At 54.3% G+C, this 19,754-nt stretch carries 16 protein-coding genes; 7 read left to right on the top strand and 9 right to left on the bottom strand.

The features are described from left to right. Window positions 1–29: 29 nt before the first annotated feature. Window positions 30–500, top strand: a complete 471-nt coding sequence (locus EKN38_RS00560; RefSeq protein WP_014832664.1) for a DUF1456 family protein — start codon at window positions 30–32, stop codon at window positions 498–500. Between the two features lie 94 nt (window positions 501–594). Here the strand turns inward: EKN38_RS00560 and metG are convergent, their stop codons facing one another. Then, window positions 595–2,628, bottom strand: coding sequence for a methionine--tRNA ligase (metG, locus tag EKN38_RS00555; protein ID WP_014832663.1), 2,034 nt, complete (start codon window positions 2,626–2,628; stop codon window positions 595–597). Window positions 2,629–2,765: 137 nt separating this feature from the next. On the opposite strand from metG, the gene apbC reads away from it, so the two are divergent. Next, entirely contained in the window at window positions 2,766–3,875 is a 1,110-nt protein-coding gene (gene apbC, locus EKN38_RS00550; RefSeq protein WP_014832662.1) for an iron-sulfur cluster carrier protein ApbC, read from the top strand. Between the two features lie 92 nt (window positions 3,876–3,967). Here the strand turns inward: apbC and EKN38_RS00545 are convergent, their stop codons facing one another. Then, window positions 3,968–4,447 carry a GNAT family N-acetyltransferase gene (locus tag EKN38_RS00545; protein WP_043951789.1) on the bottom strand — a complete coding sequence of 160 codons (480 nt, stop codon included), beginning with the start codon at window positions 4,445–4,447 and terminating at the stop codon, window positions 3,968–3,970. Beyond that, a complete protein-coding gene (locus EKN38_RS00540; RefSeq protein WP_014832660.1) occupies window positions 4,398–4,730 on the bottom strand; it encodes an RcnB family protein in 333 nt (110 codons plus the stop codon). The genes EKN38_RS00545 and EKN38_RS00540 overlap by 50 nt, the downstream gene beginning before the upstream one ends. 472 nt (window positions 4,731–5,202) lie before the next feature. Here EKN38_RS00540 and EKN38_RS00535 point away from each other — a divergent pair, with 472 nt between their 5' ends. The 3 genes from EKN38_RS00535 to etk are packed head-to-tail and all read left to right on the top strand — an operon-like array spanning window position 5,203 to window position 8,989. Continuing rightward, window positions 5,203–6,342, top strand: coding sequence for a polysaccharide export protein (locus EKN38_RS00535; RefSeq protein ID WP_014832659.1), 1,140 nt, complete (start codon window positions 5,203–5,205; stop codon window positions 6,340–6,342). Then, a complete protein-coding gene (locus EKN38_RS00530; protein ID WP_014832658.1) occupies window positions 6,342–6,791 on the top strand; it encodes a protein-tyrosine-phosphatase in 450 nt (149 codons plus the stop codon). The genes EKN38_RS00535 and EKN38_RS00530 overlap by 1 nt, the downstream gene beginning before the upstream one ends. Next, entirely contained in the window at window positions 6,791–8,989 is a 2,199-nt protein-coding gene (gene etk, locus EKN38_RS00525; RefSeq protein ID WP_014832657.1) for a tyrosine-protein kinase, read from the top strand. Before EKN38_RS00530 ends, etk begins: the two co-directional genes overlap by 1 nt. Here the strand turns inward: etk and EKN38_RS00520 are convergent. After that, window positions 8,986–10,329 (bottom strand): NCS2 family permease, encoded by a 1,344-nt coding sequence (locus EKN38_RS00520; RefSeq protein ID WP_014832656.1) that lies wholly within the window; start codon window positions 10,327–10,329, stop codon window positions 8,986–8,988. The two genes, etk and EKN38_RS00520, sit on opposite strands and share 4 nt — an antisense overlap. A 20-nt stretch (window positions 10,330–10,349) precedes the next feature. After that, window positions 10,350–12,128, bottom strand: a complete 1,779-nt coding sequence (locus EKN38_RS00515) for an adenine deaminase (protein ID WP_014832655.1) — start codon at window positions 12,126–12,128, stop codon at window positions 10,350–10,352. Window positions 12,129–12,250: 122 nt separating this feature from the next. On the opposite strand from EKN38_RS00515, the gene EKN38_RS00510 reads away from it, so the two are divergent. Beyond that, window positions 12,251–13,171 carry a LysR family transcriptional regulator gene (locus tag EKN38_RS00510; RefSeq protein WP_170289883.1) on the top strand — a complete coding sequence of 307 codons (921 nt, stop codon included), beginning with the start codon at window positions 12,251–12,253 and terminating at the stop codon, window positions 13,169–13,171. A 70-nt stretch (window positions 13,172–13,241) separates the two neighbouring features. Beyond that, window positions 13,242–13,757, top strand: coding sequence for a protein disulfide oxidoreductase (locus tag EKN38_RS00505; protein WP_014832653.1), 516 nt, complete (start codon window positions 13,242–13,244; stop codon window positions 13,755–13,757). Window positions 13,758–13,793: 36 nt separating this feature from the next. Here EKN38_RS00505 and EKN38_RS00500 read toward each other — a convergent pair whose 3' ends face one another. From EKN38_RS00500 to EKN38_RS25920, 4 genes are all read right to left on the bottom strand, one after another. Then, window positions 13,794–15,260 (bottom strand): pyridoxal phosphate-dependent decarboxylase family protein, encoded by a 1,467-nt coding sequence (locus EKN38_RS00500; protein ID WP_014832652.1) that lies wholly within the window; start codon window positions 15,258–15,260, stop codon window positions 13,794–13,796. An 18-nt stretch (window positions 15,261–15,278) separates the two neighbouring features. Then, a complete protein-coding gene (locus tag EKN38_RS00495) occupies window positions 15,279–16,655 on the bottom strand; it encodes a diaminobutyrate--2-oxoglutarate transaminase (RefSeq protein WP_126521570.1) in 1,377 nt (458 codons plus the stop codon). 312 nt (window positions 16,656–16,967) lie between these two features. After that, the gene (locus tag EKN38_RS00490; protein ID WP_014832651.1) at window positions 16,968–17,402 is read right to left on the bottom strand and encodes a hypothetical protein; all 435 of its coding nucleotides are present in this window, start codon (window positions 17,400–17,402) and stop codon (window positions 16,968–16,970) included. A 441-nt stretch (window positions 17,403–17,843) separates the two neighbouring features. Next, complete coding sequence (locus EKN38_RS25920; protein ID WP_230863185.1) at window positions 17,844–19,589, bottom strand: YadA C-terminal domain-containing protein; 1,746 nt, start codon at window positions 19,587–19,589, stop codon at window positions 17,844–17,846. Window positions 19,590–19,754: the final 165 nt, after the last annotated feature.

Raw genomic sequence — 19,754 nt, 5'->3', positions numbered from 1 at the left:
CATTGCATCATCGACAGTTAAAGGCACTCATGCTTAGTAATGATATTCTTCGTAGCCTGCGCTACACCCTGAAAGCAAACAACAACGACATGGTGCGCATTCTTGCGCTGTCTGCCATGGAATCCACCTCTGCCGGTTTCGACACCTGGATGACCAAAGAGGACGAAGAGGGGTTTGTTCGCTGCCCGGACATTATCCTGTCTGGCTTCCTGAACGGCCTGATCTACGATAAGCGTGGCAAAGATGATTCTGCACCTGAACTGGCGCTGGAGCGTCGGGTGGACAACAACACGGTGCTGAAAAAGCTGCGTATCGCGTTCTCGCTGAAAACGGATGATATTGTGGCGATCATGACCGAGCAAAAATACCGCGTATCCGTGCCGGAAGTGACCGCCATGATGCGTGCGCCGGGCCATAAAAATTACCGCGAGTGCGGCGACCAGTTTATGCGTAATTTCCTGCGCGGGTTGACCCACCGGGTGCATAACACGAAGGCGTGATTGCGGAATGGGGGCGGCCTGCTGCCCTCATCCCAGCCCTCTCCCTGTGGGAGAGGGAGAACAAAAAAGCCGGAGATAATCTCCGGCTTTTTTGTTATTTCACCTGCTGACCCGGCTTCGCGCCTTCGTCAGGGCTTAACAGGAAGATATCTTTCCCGCCAGGGCCTGCGGCCATCACCATCCCTTCAGAGATGCCGAAGCGCATTTTACGCGGTGCCAGGTTCGCGACCATGACGGTCTGACGGCCAATCAATACCTGCGGATCAGGATAGGCAGAACGGATGCCGGAGAAGACGTTACGCTTCTCACCGCCCAGATCCAGCGTCAGGCGCAGCAGCTTGTCAGAGCCTTCCACGAATTCTGCGTTCTCAATCAGCGCCACGCGCAGGTCGATTTTGGCAAAATCATCAAAGGTGATGGTCTCCTGAATCGGATCGTCAGCCAGCGGGCCGGTCACCGGTGCTGCGGCCGCTTTCACCTCTTCTTTCGAGGCTTCCACCAGGGCTTCAACCTGTTTCATCTCAATGCGGTTGTAGAGCGCCTTAAAGGTGTTGACCTTGTGGCCGAGCAGTGGCTGCTGAATGGCATCCCAGCTCAGTTCGGTATTGAGGAACGCTTCTGCACGGGCTGCCAGTTGCGGCAGAACTGGCTTCAGATACGTCATCAGCACGCGGAACAGGTTAATGCCCATGGAGCAGATCGCCTGCAGATCGGCATCGCGGCCTTCCTGCTTCGCGACCACCCACGGCGCCTGCTCGTCCACATAACGGTTAGCCAGGTCTGCCAGCGCCATGATTTCACGCACCGCTTTACCGAACTCGCGGGTTTCCCACGCGTCGCCAATGGTGGCCGCCGCATCGGTGAAGGTTTTGTACAGCGCAGGGTCAGCCAGTTCGGCCGCCATCACGCCGTCAAAACGCTTGGCGATAAAGCCCGCGTTACGGGAGGCCAGGTTAACCACCTTGTTAACAATGTCCGCGTTCACGCGCTGCACGAAATCTTCCAGGTTCAGGTCGATGTCGTCGATGCGGGAAGAGAGCTTCGCCGTGTAGTAGTAACGCAGGCTGTCCGCGTCGAAGTGGTTCAGCCAGGTGCTGGCTTTAATGAACGTACCGCGAGATTTGGACATCTTCGCGCCGTTCACCGTCACGTAGCCGTGAACAAACAGGTTGGTCGGCTTGCGGAAGTTGCTGCCTTCCAGCATTGCTGGCCAGAACAGGCTGTGGAAATAGACGATGTCTTTACCGATGAAGTGATACAGCTCGGCGGTGGAATCTTTCTTCCAGTACTCGTCGAAGCTGACGGTGTCGCCACGCTTGTCACACAGGTTCTTGAAGGAACCCATGTAGCCGATTGGCGCGTCCAGCCAGACGTAGAAATATTTGCCCGGTGCATTTGGGATTTCGAAACCAAAGTAGGGCGCATCACGGGAGATGTCCCACTGCTGCAGGCCGGATTCGAACCACTCCTGCATTTTGTTCGCCACCTGCTCCTGCAGCGCGCCGCTGCGGGTCCACGCCTGCAGCATCTCGCTAAAGGAGGGCAGATCGAAGAAGAAGTGCTCGGAGTCACGCATTACAGGCGTGGCGCCGGAGACCACCGATTTCGGGTCGATAAGCTCTGTCGGGCTATAAGTTGCGCCGCACACTTCGCAGTTATCGCCGTACTGATCCGGTGATTTACATTTCGGGCAGGTGCCTTTGACGAAACGGTCCGGCAGGAACATGCCTTTTTCCGGATCGTACAGCTGAGAGATAGTGCGGTTTTTAATAAAACCGTTCTCTTTCAGACGGGTGTAGATGAGCTCAGACAGCTCCCGGTTCTCTTCGCTGTGCGTGGAGTGGTAGTTGTCATAGCTGATGTCAAAGCCAGCAAAATCGGTCTGATGCTCCTGACTCATTTCGGCAATCATCTGCTCAGGGGAAACACCCAGCTGCTGGGCTTTCAGCATGATCGGCGTGCCGTGGGCATCGTCCGCGCAGATGAAGTTAACCTCGTGGCCGCGCATTCGCTGGTAACGGACCCAGACATCAGCCTGGATATGCTCCAGCATGTGGCCGAGGTGGATTGAGCCGTTGGCGTACGGCAGTGCGCACGTTACCAGAATTTTCTTCGCGACTTGAGTCATAGTAGGCATTACTTCTTTTAACTGTGAAAAGGGTTTTTGATATTACCAAAAGGGGCATTATTAAGTAAGCACAAACCGCGGCCTTTCAGGTAAACTTGTTCATCTAAGGTCTTATTCACAAGAACAAAGGAGTCGGGATGAGTTCTCAATCCCAGGCCAAATCACCGGAAGCCTTACGAGCAATGGTCGCCGGGACGCTGGCTAACTTTCAGCATCCAACCCTGAAGCACAATCTCACTACGCTGAAAGCGTTGCACCATGTCGCATGGCTGGACGAGACGCTGCACATTGAGCTGCAGATGCCCTTCGTCTGGACCAGCGCCTTTGACGCGCTGAAAGAGCAAACCAGCTCTGAGCTGTTGCGCATTACCGGTGCGAAAGCGATTGACTGGAAACTGACCCACAGCATCGCCACCCTCAAGCGGGTGAAGAACCAGCCTGGCGTGAATGGTGTGAAAAACATCATCGCCGTCAGCTCTGGTAAGGGCGGGGTGGGGAAATCCTCTACTGCTGTCAACCTGGCGCTCGCGCTGGCGGCCGAAGGGGCGAAGGTGGGTATTCTGGATGCGGATATTTACGGGCCGTCAATTCCAAATATGCTGGGTGCAGAAAACCAGCGTCCAACCTCGCCGGATGGAACCCACATGGCGCCCATCATGGCGCACGGTCTGGCGACCAACTCCATCGGTTATCTGGTGACTGATGACAATGCGATGGTCTGGCGTGGCCCGATGGCCAGCAAAGCGCTGATGCAGATGCTGCAGGAGACCCTGTGGCCGGATCTGGATTATCTGGTGCTGGATATGCCGCCGGGTACCGGTGATATTCAGCTGACGCTGGCGCAGAACATTCCCGTGACGGGGGCCGTTGTGGTAACCACCCCGCAGGATATCGCGCTGATCGACGCCAAAAAAGGCATCGTGATGTTCGAGAAAGTCGAGGTGCCCGTACTCGGTATCGTCGAGAACATGAGTATGCACATCTGCAGCAACTGTGGTCATCATGAGCCTATCTTCGGCACCGGCGGTGCAGAAAAACTGGCGGCGCAGTATCACACCCAACTGCTGGGGCAGATGCCGCTGCATATCACGCTGCGTGAAGATCTGGATAGCGGGAAACCGACGGTGGTCAACCGTCCGGACAGCGAGTTTGCTGAGATGTATCGTCAGCTGGCGGGACGCGTTGCGGCGCAGCTCTACTGGCAGGGTGAAGTTATTCCTGGCGAAATCGCCTTCCGCGCGGTGTAATCTCCAGCGCCGGATTGCCGGGTGGCGGCTTCGCCTTACCCGGCCTACGAAATACGGTTTTGTAGGTCAGGTAAGCGAAGCGCCACCTGACTTTACCCAAGCCGATAATGCATCAGATAGTACTCTCCGTCCGGAGAATCTCCCGTTGCTTCAATGTGCCAGCCATGACGCTGATAAAACGCGATAGCCCGTTCGTTTCTCACCAGGCACTTTAGCGCCCCGGTACTGGTAAACGTTTTTTGCACCTGTTCCAGCAGCAAATGGCCTACGCCCAGGCTCTGATACTGCGGGTCAACGAACAGATTGTGCAGAAAATTATCATTCGTCCAGACTGACGCAAAGCCCACACGATGACCGTTCTGCACGGCGACCCAAATCACTTCGTCGCGGGTGGCCTCGTCAAAGTCTTCGAGCTGCCATTCGGCACCGTTTAGCCACGGCCACGCCTCGCGGCGGGCATGCAGGTAAAGCGTGCGCAGGAAAGGGCGATCGCTCTCCTGCCACGTCCGGATTTGAACGGTATTAGCGATGATAGAAGATATCTCCGTTATACGCTTTGTAGATTTTGCCATCAGCATCACCGATCAGGACGTAATTCTCGCCCATATAGGTCCAGTGTGTGCCCGCATCCGGTGCCGGAAGGTTACGCAGTTGATACTGTTTGATGGTGTATTCAGGGGTTTGATATTGCGCCGGAGCCGTGTCACCAATTTTGAACTTCGTGAAATCAGCGATGAACTCTTGTTCTTCATAAGCTTTGATGCCACCAGATGCTGACGCCGTTTGCGGGGCCGCATAAGCCGCGCTCGCAAGAGACATTACTACACCCAGAAGCAGCCATGTACGCTTAGCCATTTTTTCTCCAGTTATACCGTTACTGATACTCTCAGTCTGCTGTTGTGATGACGGTGTGGCAGACAGCCTATTTTAAGTATCCCAGCAGAGTCTGTTCGAAAAAAAATGTAACAAAAGTGGACGGTTTTGTGTAGATCAAACGTTTAATACTATTTTGTTTATGAATGATATTTTCTAAGACTAATTCAGTGCAGAAATGTTTTTTTTAATTAATTCTGAAAATATAAATTTGCTCTACATTTGTGACCTGAAATGCATGCATTTTATTTAAAGACGTTTTAAACTTAAAAAAGTGGAGCGGTTTAATTCTCAATTCTACGTGGTTCCGGTCCTTCAGTTAATTCTGCACATCGTTCAATGATGTGGGATTTTTACTTAATTGCTTGAAAAACAGCATATTGTAAAACCAGGCGATTCTTCCGGAATGGCCTGTTATGCGTTTTTTGCGCTCATGATTGATAAATTAATTTTAATGAAAAACACAACCACACTCTCTGTAATATTCTTAGCGATAAGTCTGTTGACTGGCTGCGTATTTTCTCCTGGGCAAACATTACGCTCATCGGGGAAAAACATCATCACGACGGGTGATGAAAATAATAATATAGATAAGCGCGTGGATCTTTATCCTCTTACCCCTTCCCTGATTGAGAAATTGCGTCCTGCCGCCGCGAAATCTCAGCCAAATCCTAATCTGGATGAGCAGGTCAGACACTGGGAGTACCGTATTGGCGCAGGTGATATTTTGACCGTTACCGTCTGGGATCACCCTGAACTGACAACACCGGCCGGGCAGTATCGTAGTGCCAGCGACACCGGCAACTGGGTGAATGCCGACGGGACGCTCTTTTATCCCTATGTCGGAAAACTCCCCGTGGCGGGAAAAACGGTCTCTGAAGTCAGGGAGGAGATCGCCAAACGGCTGGATAGCGTGATCGAAAGCCCGCAGGTGGATGTCAGCGTGGCCGCTTTCCGCTCGCAAAAAGCCTATGTCACTGGCGAAGTCGCCAAATCTGGCCAGCAGGCGATCACCAATATTCCCCTGACGGTTATGGATGCCGTCAACGCGGCGGGTGGGCTTTCTGCCGACGCGGACTGGCGCAATGTGGTTCTCACTCACGAGGGCAAAGATTCGCGCCTCTCTCTCTACGCGCTGATGCAGCACGGCGACCTGACGCAAAATAAACTGCTCTACCCGGGCGATATTCTTTTTGTACCTCGCAATGACGCCCTGAAAGTCTTTGTGATGGGGGAAGTGATCAAGCAGAGCACACTGAAGATGGACAGGAGCGGGATGACCCTTGCCGAAGCGCTGAGCAATGCGGGCGGGCTGAATCAGGACATGGCCGATGCGACGGGCATTTTTGTCATTCGCTCCATTGCCAAAGGCAACAATGCGGGAAAAATCGCCAACGTTTATCAGCTTAACGCGCAAGATGCCTCCGCGATGGTGCTGGGCACCGAATTCCAGCTTGAGCCCTACGACATTGTGTATGTCACCACGGCGCCGCTGTCGCGCTGGAACCGCGTCATTACCCAGCTCGTGCCCACCATCACCGGTGTTCATGACCTGACCGAAACGGTCCGTTACATCAGATCGTGGCCGCAGTAATGTTCGATTCCATTTTAGTGGTCTGCACCGGCAATATCTGTCGCTCGCCGATTGGCGAGCGGCTGTTGCGCCAGTTGCTGCCGGGGAAACGGATAACCTCGGCAGGCATATTTGGGCTGGAGGGAAGCCCGGCGGATATCATCGCTCAGGATGTGGCCAGTCGACATGGGATCTCACTTGATGGACATCGTGCGCGCAAACTGACTCCGCAACTCATGCGGGAATCGGAACTTATTCTTGTGATGGAACCTGCCCATCTTCGCTTTATCTCTGCCATGGCCCCGGAAATTCGCGGCAAATCGCTGCTCTTTGGGCAATGGCTTGAACCGCAGGACATCCCCGATCCCTATCGTAAAAGTCGTGAAGCGTTCGACTATGTTTTCGGGCTGCTGGGCAAAGCCAGCCAGGAATGGGCTCATCGTTTGAGTCAACAAGGAATGAAGCGTTAATGTCGTCTTACACATCAGAAAGTTACGGTGCGGCCGCACCGGAAAATCATGAAATTGATCTCATTCGTCTCCTTGGCGAGATGATCGATCACCGTGCAGTCATATTATCAATTACGTTCATTTTCACTCTGCTGGCGGGGCTGTATGCCTTTCTGGCCACGCCCGTTTATCGCGCAGATGCTTTAATTCAGGTGGAGGGAAAGCAGGATAATAGCCTGCTCAAAAATTTAAAACAGTTTGGCAGTGAGATGTCTCCCGATGTGCAACCCGAAATTCTCCTGCTTAAATCGCGCATGATCCTGGGCGCTACCGTTGATGAATTAGGATTAGCGCAGCATGTGACGCAGCGTACTTTCCCGGTTGTGGGGGGGCTTTGGGCACGGTTGCAGGGCCGCAAACCGGAGACGATCGACTTTGGCTGGCTGCAACTGCCACCTGTCAAAGACAAACCACGCACGCTTGTGCTCACTGTGCTGGAAAAAGGCGCATACCGGCTGGAAGGCGACAATTTTTATGCTGAGGGCATGGAGGGAAAACCTTTTGAAAAGGAGGGCGTTTCCCTGCTGGTGTCGAAACTGAATGCCCCAACGGGTACGCAATTCACGCTACAAACCCGTCCCCGCCTGGAGGCAATTAATCTGCTGAGTACCCAATTTAGCGTCGTTGAATCGGCAAAGCAGAGCGGGGTGCTAACGCTCACGTTGACCGGCACCGATCCTGACCGTATTGCCCTGGTGCTCAACCGGATTGCCAACAATTATCTGCAGCAAAATATCGCCCGCCAGGAAGCGCAGGATGCCCGCAGTCTTGCGTTTTTGCAGCAGCAGTTGCCCAAAATCAGAAGCGAGCTGGATCTGGCCGAAGAGCGGCTGAATCAGTACCGCAAACAGCGTGACTCGGTCGATCTCTCTCTGGAAGCGAAATCGGTTCTCGAGCAGATTGTGAATATTGAAAACCAGCTCAACGAGCTGACGTTTCGTGAGGCAGAGATTTCTCAGCTTTTCAAGAAAGATCACCCGAACTACCGCGCCCTGCGTGAAAAACGCCAGACGCTGGAGCAGGAGAGGATCCGTCTGAATCAGCGTGTCGCAGCTATGCCGTCGACGCAACAGGACATTTTGCGTCTCAGCCGGGACGTGGAGTCAGGCCGCACTATCTATCTGCAACTGCTTACCCGTCAGCAAGAGCTGAACATTTCCCGTTCCAGCGCCATCGGTAACGTGCGAATTATCGACAGCGCGGTAACCCAGCCCGATCCCATTAAACCGCGAAAGGCGCTGGTCATCGTGTTTGGCATCCTGCTGGGGTTGATATTATCAGTAGGCCTGGTGCTGGTCCGCATGGCGCTCAGACGCGGCATCAACACCGCCGATCAACTGGAAGGGCTGGGCGTCCAGGTGATGGCCACCTTGCCGCGTTCTGCGTGGCTGTGGAAAAAAACCAACCTGCGCAGAAAACGCGCGTTTGGTACACGCTGGAAACACCGGATCACCGACGTGCCTTTTCTGCCGGTTGATCGGCCAGCGGATATTTTTGTCGAGGCCGTGCGCGGACTGCGTACCAGTCTCCATTTCACGTTGCAGGATGCCGCTAACCGGATCGTCATGATTTCTGGCCCGACGCAGGACTGCGGAAAAACGCTTGTCAGCACGTCGCTGGCGGCGATTGAGGCGCAGGCCGGGCTGAGGGTGCTATTCATTGATGCGGATATGCGCGAGGGCTATGTCCATAACGTATTCGGTTTAACTAACCATACCGGACTGTCCGGCGTGCTTGACGGAAAATGTGAATGTCAGGAGGCGATACAACGCTATGAAAAAGGCAACATTGATGTGCTGACCTGCGGGCCGGTTCCGTTGCGCCCCTCTGAACTGCTGATGAGCGAACGCTTCAGGGCGGTAATGACCTGGGCAAATGAGCAGTACGATCTTGTGATCCTGGATACTCCGCCGGTACTGGCCGTTACCGATGCCTCCGTGGCTGCCCCGGTGGCCGCCACCTCACTGCTGGTGGCCCGCTTTGCGAAAACCAGCCTGAAAGAGATGGAAAACAGCATCAAGCGTCTGCAGCAAACGGGGGCCTATATCAACGGCACCGTGCTGAACGACGTGGTGAAGTCCGCAGCGCTCTATTACCGCGCAGGCTATGGCCATTACGAGTATGGCCAAAGCCCGACACGGCAACCGCGCAAGGATTAATGTTTTACCAGGGTGGCGAAGTAATACACCAGCGGGATGGCGAGGATCCAAAGTCCAACAGGGATGTCTCGCCATTTTCCTGCAATCGCTTTGATCACGATGTAAAACAGCAACCCTCCCGCAATCCCTGTCCCGAAGCTGTTGGCGATGAGCGTAATCATCACCATCATCAGCACCGGCAGTCCGTCGGTGAAGTTCGCCAGATCCACCTTGCGCAGGCCGCTGAACATATTAAGACCGATCAGGATCAGGGCAGGGGCTGTGGCTTCTTTTGGGATCATCAGCGCAACGGGGGTAAACAGCAGCATCAGCAGGAACATAACCGCTGCTGCCAGTGCCGTCATGCCGGTTTTACCGCCCGCTTCTGCGGCCGCCGAGGATTCAATCAGCGCCGTGGCGGCAGGAATACCCACCCACGGCCCAATGGCGGCGGCAATCGAGTCCACCATAAACGGACGATTGATATTGGCCATATTGCCCTCTTCATCCAGCAGTCCGGCTTCGCCCCCCACCGCCAGCGTGGTGCCCATGGTGGAGAAAAATTCCGACGCGAAAAAGACAAACAGGAACGGCAGGAAGGCAATATTCAGCGCACCCACCATGTCGATATGGCCCAGCACCGGTGTCAGTGAGTGAGGCATATCGATAAAGCTGGCGGGAAGCCGGGTCACCCCCATCGGGATACCCACAAGGGTGGCAAATAAAATGGCCCACAAAATGGCGCCCGGTATGCGACGCGCCTGCAGGGCAATGGCGAGGAACAGACCAGTGAGTGCCACCAGTGCACCGGGTGAGAGAAAATCACCCAGCATCAGCGCGTTTGTTTTCGCGTTGGCCAGCACCAGCCCGGCATTGCGAAAACCCAGTACCGCAACAAAAAGACCGATAGAGGCCGTCAGCCCCAGCTTGATGGACTGCGGTACGGAGCGGGTCACCACTTCACGCAGGCCGAAACGGGTGAGCAGGAAGAACAAAATTCCTGACCAGCAGGCAATGCCCAGACCAATTTGCCAGCCGATGCCTTCACTGCCTGCCAGCGTTACCCCGACCAGCACCGAGCCACCAATGCCGGGCCCGACAATAAACGGCAGGTTGGCGTAAAACGCCATCAGCAGCGTACCGGCCACAAACACCAGAATAGTGCCGGTGGTCGCCGCGCCTTTGTCCATCCCGCCCACGGCGAGAAGCCCCGGGATGACCACCAGCAAATAGGCGGCGGCAAGAAAACCGGTGAGACCGGCCAGACACTCTGTGCGCACGGTACTGCCGCGCGTATGCAGTGCAAAACGACGTTCAAGCCAGCTCCCTGGTGCTGGCGAATTAACGGTGTTGTCGGCCATTATCCGGCTCTCCTTCGGTATTATTGTGTAGTGTCCGGGGTTTCCCGGTAAGAAATCAACGGATCGACAATCTGGCGCGTGCTGCCATCGGTCAGTCCAAGATCGGTTAAATGCGGCCCGGCGTTGCAGGCAAGGCACGTCCCTTCAATCCCTTTAAATACTCTGTATGGCGGCTCCCAGTCGGCAATCTGGCTGCTGCGTTCGCGCAGCTCACGGAACTGGCGCGCCAGTTCCGCAGGGGCGAGTTCTGACAACATCCCCGCAATGGGCATCGCCACATGGGCAATCACGTCCCCGTTCTGGACCAGCGCCATCCCGCCACCGCTTTGGATCAGCGTATTAGCGGCCAGCGCCATGTCATTTGGATCGCGCCCCAGTACCACCAGATTGTGTGAATCGTGGGAGTAGCTGGTGGCAATAGCTCCCCGCAGCTCTCCCCAGCCTTCAAGCAGGGCGATTTGCGGTTTTGCCGCGTGGCGTGCGTGGCGGTGCTGAACCCAGATCAGGCTAAAACCAGCCGGTATGTCAACGCGTCCGTTACGCACCTGAACGTCAATTTCACCCCAGCGGGTAAAGCGTGCGCCGCTGATATGACGCAGGCGCGCCACACCGTGGTTTGCGTTATCGATGCGCATGTAAAAATCACTGGCGGTCAGCGCCGACAGGCGCACGGTATCACGGGGCAGAGTCAGAGGCGTATCGACAAGCGGCTCGATCATCGCTCCGTCACGGGCAATGCATTTTCCGGCGACGTACACCTGGCGAGCCGTCAGTTTATCCAGTGAATCGAACACCACCAGGTCCGCACGACGGCCCGCGGCAATCAGTCCGAGATCGTTACGCTGCAGGCGAAGGGAGGCGTTCAGGGTGGCAAACCGCAGCGCATCCGTCGCCGGAAGACCATGTTCAATCAGCAGGTTGAGCAGGGCGATGATGCCACCTTTTTCCATCAGCATGTCTGGCGGCACATCGTCGGTGCAGACCGTGATTTGCGACGAGAGATGCGGCAGCGTTTTCAGCGCGCTGACAATATCCGGCAGCAGATAAGGATGCGAGCCGCGGATCTCCAGCGTCAGCCCGGCGCGCAATTTTTCCAGCGCGTCCTCGGCGGAAGTGAGTTCATGGTCAGAGGTGACGCCCGCCGCCAGATACGCCTGTAAGTCCGCGCCGCTGAGTCCTCGCGCATGGCCTTCAATCAGCTTTCCACTTTCCAGCCCGGCCTGCAGGATCTCCAGCATACGCTGACTGCCATTAAGCACCCCGTGCATGTCCATCACTTCCGCTACGCCGCGCACTTCCGGCCAGCCGAGCAGGGTATTCATCTCTTCGCCCGCAAAGTCTGCGCCTGACATCTCCAGCCCCGGCGTGGAAGGGACGCTCGATGGTGCCGCGACCATCACCTGCAGCGGCAGGTTGCGGCTCGCCTCAATGGCAAAGCGGACGCCCTCAATCCCCAGCACATTCGCCAGCTCGTGCGGATCCCAGAAAACGGCGGTGGTGCCCTGCGCCAGTACAATCTCCGCGTAGCGTGCGGGCAGCAGGTGCGAGCTTTCAAGGTGAACATGCGTGTCCATCAGCCCCGGAGAGAGGAACTGGTTGTTCAGATCGTGCGTCTCATACGCATCGTTGCGGCTGCCGCGCGGATGGACGCTGGCGATAAGCGAACCGACGATACCCACATCCGCGTCGCGGATCTCACCGGTTGCCATATCAACAATTCGGGTATGGGTGAGCAACAGATCAAACGGCGTGTCGCCTCGTGCAGCCATAACGGCGCGGCGTCGGGTATCGGCAGTCATGCAATTAACAGTTCCAGCATTGAAATATTGACGTTACTCTATGCACCCGGCAAACGTTTGCCCAGTTGATAAAATTTATCGCCCGATAACCCCGGGTTATTCTGTGACGGGTGTAATGGATAATGATGACGGAACCCTGGCAGCGCTTGCCTGCGCTCTCCCTTCGACAGCTACAGTATTTTGTCACTCTGGCGCAGCTGCGTCATTTTACGGATACCGCCAGTAAGCTGGCTATCAGCCAGCCGGCACTCAGTAGCGCCTTGCGGCAAATCGAAACGGTACTCGGCGGCAAACTGGTCAATCGTACCGCGTCGGCGGTCACGCTGACCGAGTTGGGTCACGCCATTCTGCCACACGCCCAGCGGGTGCTCAGCGTGGCGCAGCTGGCGTTTGATGATATGCAGCAGATTGTGCAGGCCGGCGGTGACGGCACGGTGCGTATTGGCCTGGTACCCTCTGTGAGTTCGTTGCTGTTCCCGCTGCTGCCGCAGACGCTGGCGCAGGCTTTTCCGCGCCTGAGAGTGGAGTTTCACGACCAGACCAATGATGCGCTGGTGGCGCAACTGCTGAAAGGGCAGATTGATTTTGGCATCGGGGCGCTGGACAGTTCGGTACCCGAACAGCTGGACGTGTTCCCGCTGCAGGAAGATCCGTTTGTGGCGGTGTTGCATTGCGACGATCCGCTCGCCGCGTCGGCACATGTTCCCTGGAAACAGCTGGTTGGCCGGGATATTGCCGTGTTCTCAAAAGGAAATATTCAGCGGCTGGTCAATGCGCTTGCCGAAAGCCACCGTCTGTCTCTGCAGACCCGTTATCAGGTGGACTATATCGAGACGCTATACGGGCTGGTGCGCTCGAAGCTTGCCGTGGGGATATTGCCGCAACTGTACACCACGCACCTGCAGGACCCGCAGCTTAAGGTGGTCCACCTACAGCAACCGGCCCTGGCGCGTACGGTGGCGCTGATGCGAGCCCCGCAGGCGCTGCCTGCGCTCATTGAATCCTGCTTTACCCTGATGGTGGATACCTTACGCACCAGGTAGGGCGACACTTCTTTACAGCGAAACGGTGCGTAGCTCGCTAAGATGACCTTCGTTAAATCACGAGGTCACAATGGAAAACCGCAAATTCAGCAAACTGCGCCGCTGGGCGCGGGAAGGGATCATACTCGCTCTGCTGGCGCTGGCCGTGATGTGGGGCGTGGATCAGTACCGCAAACCGTCATTACCCGCCACGTTTAGTGCCACTCCGATGCAGGACATTAATGGCACGCTGCACGACATTGCGGCGCTCAGTCAGGACCGGCCGCTGTTGATCTACGTCTGGGCGACATGGTGCAGCATCTGCCGTTATACCACGCCTGCGGTCAATAAACTGGCAGAAGAAGGTGGCAATGTGGTGAGTGTTGCCATGCGTTCCGGGGATGACGCAAAGCTTGCGCGCTGGGTTGAAAAGAAACAGCTGAAAATGCCGGTGGTCAATGATGAAAACGGTGCGCTGTCGCAGCAATGGCAGGTAAGCGTTACCCCGACGCTGGTGCTGGTATCCAAAGGCAATGTCGTCAGTACAACAACGGGCTGGACAAGCTACTGGGGATTGAAAGTCAGGATGTGGTGGGCAGGGTTATAAAAATAGCCCCTCTCCCGATGAGAGAGGGGCTTTGCATTACTTCGCCAGAACTTCCTGCGCAGTGCGCTCAACCAGAGACAGCAGGATTTTAATATCCTCCAGCGTCACGGTTGGGTTCAGCAGTGTCAGTTTCAGACAGGTCACGCCGTTATGTTCGGTCACGCCGACGTTTGCACGGCCGGACTCCAGCAGCGCATCACCAATTTTCTGGTTCAGCAGGGCGATACCTGCATCATCTGCCTGCACCTCGCCACGGAAGCGGAACAGCACGCTTGCCAGCTGTGGCTGCATAACCAGTTCCAGAGCAGGCTGCTCTTTGACATAAGCCGCAACCTGCTGTGCCAGCGTCACGCCGTGATCGATGATCGCCGCGTATTGCTCCTGACCCAGCGCTTCCAGGCTCATCCACAGCTTCAGCGCGTCGAAACGGCGCGTGGTCTGCAGCGATTTGGACACCAGGTTCGGCACGCCGGCTTCTTCGTCGAACTCAGAGTTCAGGTAAGCCGCCTGATAGCGCATCAGTTCATAGTGGCGCGCTTCTTTCAGCAGGAATGCGCCGCAGCTGATGGTCTGGAAGAACTGCTTGTGGAAGTCCAGGGTAACGGAATCCACCAGTTCAATGCCGTCCAGGTAGTGACGATACTGCTCAGACATCAGCAGCGCGCCGCCCCAGGCCGCATCAACGTGTACCCAGATATTCTGCTTCGCCGCCAGTTCAGCAATGGCGCGCAACGGATCGATAGCACCCGCGTCGGTGGTACCTGCTGTCGCCACGATCGCCAGGATCTGCTCGCCGTTGGCATTGCACTGCTCGATTTTCGCCGCCAGATCGGTCAGATCCATGCGGGAGAATTCGTCAGTTTTTACCTGCACGACGGACTGGTAACCCAGACCCATCAGCGCCATGTTTTTCTGCACGGAGAAGTGCGCATTTTCCGAGCACAGCACGCGGATCTTACGCAGATCGCCCGTCAGACCATCCTGCTGAACGGAGTGGCCCTGACGCGCGAAGAACGCATCACGTGCCAGCATCAGACCCATCAGGTTGCTTTGGGTGCCACCGCTGGTGAAGACACCCGCGTCGCCAGCCTGATAACCCACGCGGGTACGCAGCCATTCGATCAGTTTGATCTCGATAATGGTTGCGGACGGGCTTTGATCCCAGGAGTCCATGCTCTGGTTAGTGGCGTTAATCAGCACTTCCGCCGCCTGGCTAACGACCAGGCTCGGGCAGTGCAGGTGCGCCACACACTGCGGGTGATGAACGGACAAACTGTCTTTCAGGAAGAACTCTACGGCGCGTTCAATCGCCGCTTCGTTACCCAGCCCTTTCGGGTTGAAATCCAGCTTAATGCGGTCGCGCAGTTCCGCGACCGTTTTGCCCTGATACATCTCAGGCTGCTTCAGCCACTGCATCACAGCCTGAGTGCTTTGTTCAATCGCCTGCTGGTAAGCTTCAATGCTCTGCGCAGAGGAGAACAAAATTGGGTTTGAATCAGACATCGTAATCAACAACTCCGGTTACGCCGGGCGAACGCCCGCAGCAAGCAGTGCCTGCTCGAATTTATCCAGGAAGACTTTCAGCTCATCATCGCTGATCAGCAGAGAAGGCAGCAGACGCAGAACGATACCGTTACGACCACCACGCTCCAGAATCAGACCGGCTTCGAAGCACTTCTTCTGAATCAGAGCAGACAGCTCGCCATCACCCGGGAAGCAACCCATGTGGTCTGCCGCTTCATGTGGCTTAACGATCTCAATACCGATCATCATGCCCAGACCGCGAACGTGGCCGATAACCGGATAGCGTTTCGCCATCTCGTTCAGCTGGCCTTTCAGCCATTCGCCCTGTGCCGCCACTTTGCCCGCGATGTTCTGATCTTTCAGGATTTTCAGCGTCGTCAGACCGGTTGCCATCGCCAGCTGGTTACCGCGGAAGGTGCCGGTGTGGTGACCTGGTGCCCAGGCATCGAACTGCTTTTTGATACCCAGCACAGCCAGTGGCAGACCGCCGCCAACCGCTTTAGACATCACGATGATGTCTGGCTCAATGCCAGCGTGTTCTAAGGCGAAGAATTTACCGGTACGGGCAAAGCCAGCCTGAACTTCGTCGAGGATCAGCAGAATGCCGTGTTCCTGAGTCACTTTACGGATGCGCTGCAGCCACTCAACCGGAGCCGGGTTCACGCCGCCTTCACCCTGAACGGCTTCCAGAATGACCGCAGCAGGTTTGCGCACGCCGCTTTCGACGTCGTTGATCAGGTTTTCGAAATAGTAGGTCAGCGCTTTTACGCCAGCCTCACCGCCGATACCCAGTGGGCAACGGTACTGGTGTGGATAAGGCATGAACTGCACTTCTGGCATCATACCGTCTACCGCTTCTTTCGGAGACAGGTTACCGGTCACGGACAGTGCGCCGTGAGTCATACCGTGGTAACCACCAGAGAAGCTGATAATACCGCTACGGCCGGTGACTTTTTTCGCCAGCTTCAGCGCCGCTTCCACGGCGTCAGCCCCGGATGGACCGGTGAACTGCAGGCAGTACTCTTTGCCCTGACCAGGCAGCAGAGAGAGCAGGTATTCGGAAAACGCGTCTTTCAGAGGCGTAGTCAGATCCAGAGTATGTAACGGCAAGCCGCTGGTAATGACATTTTGGATGCTTTTCAGCACATCAGGGTGGTTATGGCCAAGCGCGAGGGTGCCTGCGCCTGCTAAACAGTCAAGGTATTCTTTATTATCTGCATCGGTGATCCACACGCCTTCTGCTTTAGTAATAGCTAAAGGCAGTTTGCGCGGATAACTCCTGACGTTAGATTCAAACTCGGCCTGACGGGCCAGATAGGTTTCGTTGCTTTTGTGGGCATCTACGGTGTCAATACGGACTTTATCCGTCATCATATCACTCCTACAACCGCCGCTTCGTTATGAGCCACGATTGAATAAAAAGTTAAAAACAGATGGGGGCCTGAAAAAAACGCCGCCAATATAGAGCCTTTTGCCACGGGGCTCAATGGTTAATTTGTTTACTGTTTTGTGACAGAGGGCACAGGGGAGGGGAACTCCCCGTTTTAAGAAAGAAAATTACGTTCTATGTGCAATAAAAACAGCCAGTTACGAGGGCATTGTCAGAACTGTAAACACAGAGAAAAGAGTGTGACAAATCGTGCCTTTCGTCGAAGAAAAAGGAGGCACATGGCCTCCTTGCGATCGTTATTTCTGCGTAACCTGCAAAATGCCGTGGTCGCGACCCTTCGTTTTATTCCAGGATGCACCGGTAATACCGTTCTCATCAAGGCTTAAAGAGATAACGAACCCGCCGCCATGGATTTCATAGAAGTTTGCGTTCACACGCTTAACGGTTGCTTTCTTACCATTAACGGTGGCGCTAAAAAAACCGTTTGAAATCGTGGCATTAAGTGCATCCGATGAGAATGAAGCTTCACGCATCGGATCGTGGATCGCTGCGGATGACGGCTGTGCCGCGTTTTGGGCTTTGCTTTTGTGGATATCGCAAGTGCCATCGTTGGCGTTTATTTCAGTACATCCCGAACGCGCTAATTGAGCACGATAGTGTGCGTTTATCGCATGAGCCGGCGTCGCCGCGACAGTGAACAACAGAGCAATTAAAGTTAATCGCGTTTTCATTGTTAAACCTTAGTTGTGGTGAGTGTGTTTATTCGTCTCTGTCGCTCTGGCCGCATTTGCATAAGCCGCAGACAGGGACGCATTATTTATGCTTTGTTGCCTTTGTTGCCTTTGTTGTTCGGATAAATAGCACGTGTCATAGCTGACCCCACTCGCTGTGCAATTCGCGATACGCTGAGTGGGCGATACACACCCCGCCAGCACAAGTGCGCCAGCCACGGTGATTAATACTTTTTTCATTTTATTACCTTATAAACTACACAGATAATAGGACACATACATCACGCCGATCCAAATTCCGACACCCAATAGCATCAGGTACAGGGCCGCTGAGATAAATATATATCTGGACATGTTTTTGGCTATCATCGCTATTCTCATCAGAGACGAGCGGGTTATAAACGTAATTGTGTTTTTTATTGTGGTGGTTTTTGTGTTTATTTAAAAGCCCATTCCGATACCAACAGAAGCACCCATATTATTGGCGGTATCATCAGAGAAACTCACTTTCCCGATGACATGTGAATTGAAGTTCACCGATGCTCCGACTGCGAGGGCACTTTCACCATTATAAGTCGCACCACCGGCAGAGAACATGACGCGTTGATCTGTTTGTACTTGCGGTAACCCCGCCATCGCCATTGCGCCTGAAATACCGGCATTGGCCTGCTTCTTATTATTATCCACTTCATCGCGCAATGATTTAAATTGCTGACTGGTGTTATTATTCATTGCCTGTAATGTTTGTTTGGTTGCCTGCAGATCCTGAGCGGTTGTGGTAATAGCATGGCTATTATTAGCGACTTTTGTTTGTGTTACCGTGTCTACCTGCATGCGTGTCACTGTGGTTGTCACGCCGTCTTTACCATTATGACCATTAATGCCGTCGCGCCCTTTAATTCCCGTTACACCTTGAGCACCTGTCGCGCCGGTATCGCCTTTCGCGCCTTTTTTACCATCCACACCGTTAACAGCTTTTGGCGCATTTTCTAAAATAGATCTAAGACGTTGTGCGTCAGTTACATTGCTATCAAGATGAGAACCCACCAAAGCGATATTGTTATATTTCGGCGTGGGAACGCCCTGTGGTTTGACAGACGGTGTAAGGCTAACAAAATGGGTAGCTGTCTGTACGGGTACATTATATGGCTGTTTGACTGGAGCATCAGAAATGTGATGCTCATTTGTAGGATGCTGCGAGCCGTTCAATTTCTGTGGAGTCAGGTTGGCCATCGCAACACCTGGCTGAACAACTGGTGTTGGTGTTTTTTGCGCTACGGTTAACGTTGCGGCAGGAATGACGGTCCGTGGTGGAGGCGTGAAAACACTCTGGTTATTTTTAGCATCAATATACGCTGCACCAAACACGCTGGGGGGGATGGCTGGTGTTAATGGTGTCGGCGTTTTTTGCGCTGCGGTCAAGGACGTCGCAGGAATCACAATTTTGGACGGTACCTGTTGAGCAACCGGTGTTGGTGTTTTTTGCGCTACGGTTAACGTCGCGGCAGGAATGATGGTCCGTGGTGGAGGCGTGAAAACACTCTGGTTATTTTTAGCATCAATATACGCTGCACCAAACACGCTGGGAGGGATGGCAGGTGTTAATGGTGTCGGCGTTTTTTGCGCTGCGGTTAACGTCGCGGCAGGAATGACGGTCCTTGGCGGAGGCGTGAAAACACTCTGGTTATTTTTAGCATCAATATACGCTGCACCAAACACGCTGCGAGGGATGGCTGGTGTTAACGGTGTCGGCGTTTTTTGTGCTGCGGTTAACGTCGCGGCAGGAATAACAACGTTAGACAACACGTTATTAGCAACAGGAGTGGGTACCTTATTAGGTACCATGTGAGGTTGCATCAACGGAGTGACTGTCGGTGTTGGTGGATTTGGTCTGGAAGGCATCGCAACAACGGGAGCACGCATAATCTCTGCAATTCGAGCATTTGTATTTTCTAATGTTTCCTCGGTCTTATGATAAAAATCCCAATCTTGCTGGTTAAAGTTGGCGCGATCATTGTTATATTTCAGAATTATAAATCTATTCAGCCGAGCAGCAGCATTTGCTTCAGTCCTTACTTGCTGAATCGCGTCTGACTTTTCTTGCAATGAAAAGTAAGTGGTAGCAAATACAGAACCAGAAATAGCCGAAAGAGTAATAGACGCTATAGCTGTTTTGATAAATTTCATTAGAAAGTTCTCATCATTAAATCAATAAAGATCAGATTGCTATCCTGGCGGGAAGATACAACCTCTTGTTATATCTGGGATAAATTACGAAATTTTGGTTTGATAACTTATTTCGTAACGCGTGGCAACTATCTATCAATGTGCAATAATAATTATTGATCTAAA

The sequence above is a fragment of the Enterobacter sp. WCHEn045836 genome, from assembly GCF_003965585.1.
In the GTDB taxonomy this organism is placed as follows: domain Bacteria; phylum Pseudomonadota; class Gammaproteobacteria; order Enterobacterales; family Enterobacteriaceae; genus Enterobacter; species Enterobacter dissolvens.
This window is presented reverse-complemented; position numbering and strand designations above follow the sequence as displayed.

What these genes read in the sequence shown, in the direction of transcription:
- EKN38_RS00510 (WP_170289883.1), top strand. Translation starts at nt 12,251, where the DNA reads ATGATGACGGAACCCTGGCAGCGCTTGCCTGCGCTCTCCCTTCGACAG.
- EKN38_RS00540 (WP_014832660.1), bottom strand. Translation starts at nt 4,730, where the DNA reads ATGGCTAAGCGTACATGGCTGCTTCTGGGTGTAGTAATGTCTCTTGCG.
- EKN38_RS00515 (WP_014832655.1), bottom strand. Translation starts at nt 12,128, where the DNA reads ATGACTGCCGATACCCGACGCCGCGCCGTTATGGCTGCACGAGGCGAC.
- etk (WP_014832657.1), top strand. Translation starts at nt 6,791, where the DNA reads ATGTCGTCTTACACATCAGAAAGTTACGGTGCGGCCGCACCGGAAAAT.
- EKN38_RS00560 (WP_014832664.1), top strand. Translation starts at nt 30, where the DNA reads ATGCTTAGTAATGATATTCTTCGTAGCCTGCGCTACACCCTGAAAGCA.
- EKN38_RS25920 (WP_230863185.1), bottom strand. Translation starts at nt 19,589, where the DNA reads ATGAAATTTATCAAAACAGCTATAGCGTCTATTACTCTTTCGGCTATT.
- EKN38_RS00500 (WP_014832652.1), bottom strand. Translation starts at nt 15,260, where the DNA reads ATGTCTGATTCAAACCCAATTTTGTTCTCCTCTGCGCAGAGCATTGAA.
- EKN38_RS00535 (WP_014832659.1), top strand. Translation starts at nt 5,203, where the DNA reads ATGAAAAACACAACCACACTCTCTGTAATATTCTTAGCGATAAGTCTG.
- metG (WP_014832663.1), bottom strand. Translation starts at nt 2,628, where the DNA reads ATGACTCAAGTCGCGAAGAAAATTCTGGTAACGTGCGCACTGCCGTAC.
- apbC (WP_014832662.1), top strand. Translation starts at nt 2,766, where the DNA reads ATGAGTTCTCAATCCCAGGCCAAATCACCGGAAGCCTTACGAGCAATG.
- EKN38_RS00545 (WP_043951789.1), bottom strand. Translation starts at nt 4,447, where the DNA reads ATGGCAAAATCTACAAAGCGTATAACGGAGATATCTTCTATCATCGCT.
- EKN38_RS00520 (WP_014832656.1), bottom strand. Translation starts at nt 10,329, where the DNA reads ATGGCCGACAACACCGTTAATTCGCCAGCACCAGGGAGCTGGCTTGAA.
- EKN38_RS00505 (WP_014832653.1), top strand. Translation starts at nt 13,242, where the DNA reads ATGGAAAACCGCAAATTCAGCAAACTGCGCCGCTGGGCGCGGGAAGGG.
- EKN38_RS00530 (WP_014832658.1), top strand. Translation starts at nt 6,342, where the DNA reads ATGTTCGATTCCATTTTAGTGGTCTGCACCGGCAATATCTGTCGCTCG.
- EKN38_RS00495 (WP_126521570.1), bottom strand. Translation starts at nt 16,655, where the DNA reads ATGATGACGGATAAAGTCCGTATTGACACCGTAGATGCCCACAAAAGC.
- EKN38_RS00490 (WP_014832651.1), bottom strand. Translation starts at nt 17,402, where the DNA reads ATGAAAACGCGATTAACTTTAATTGCTCTGTTGTTCACTGTCGCGGCG.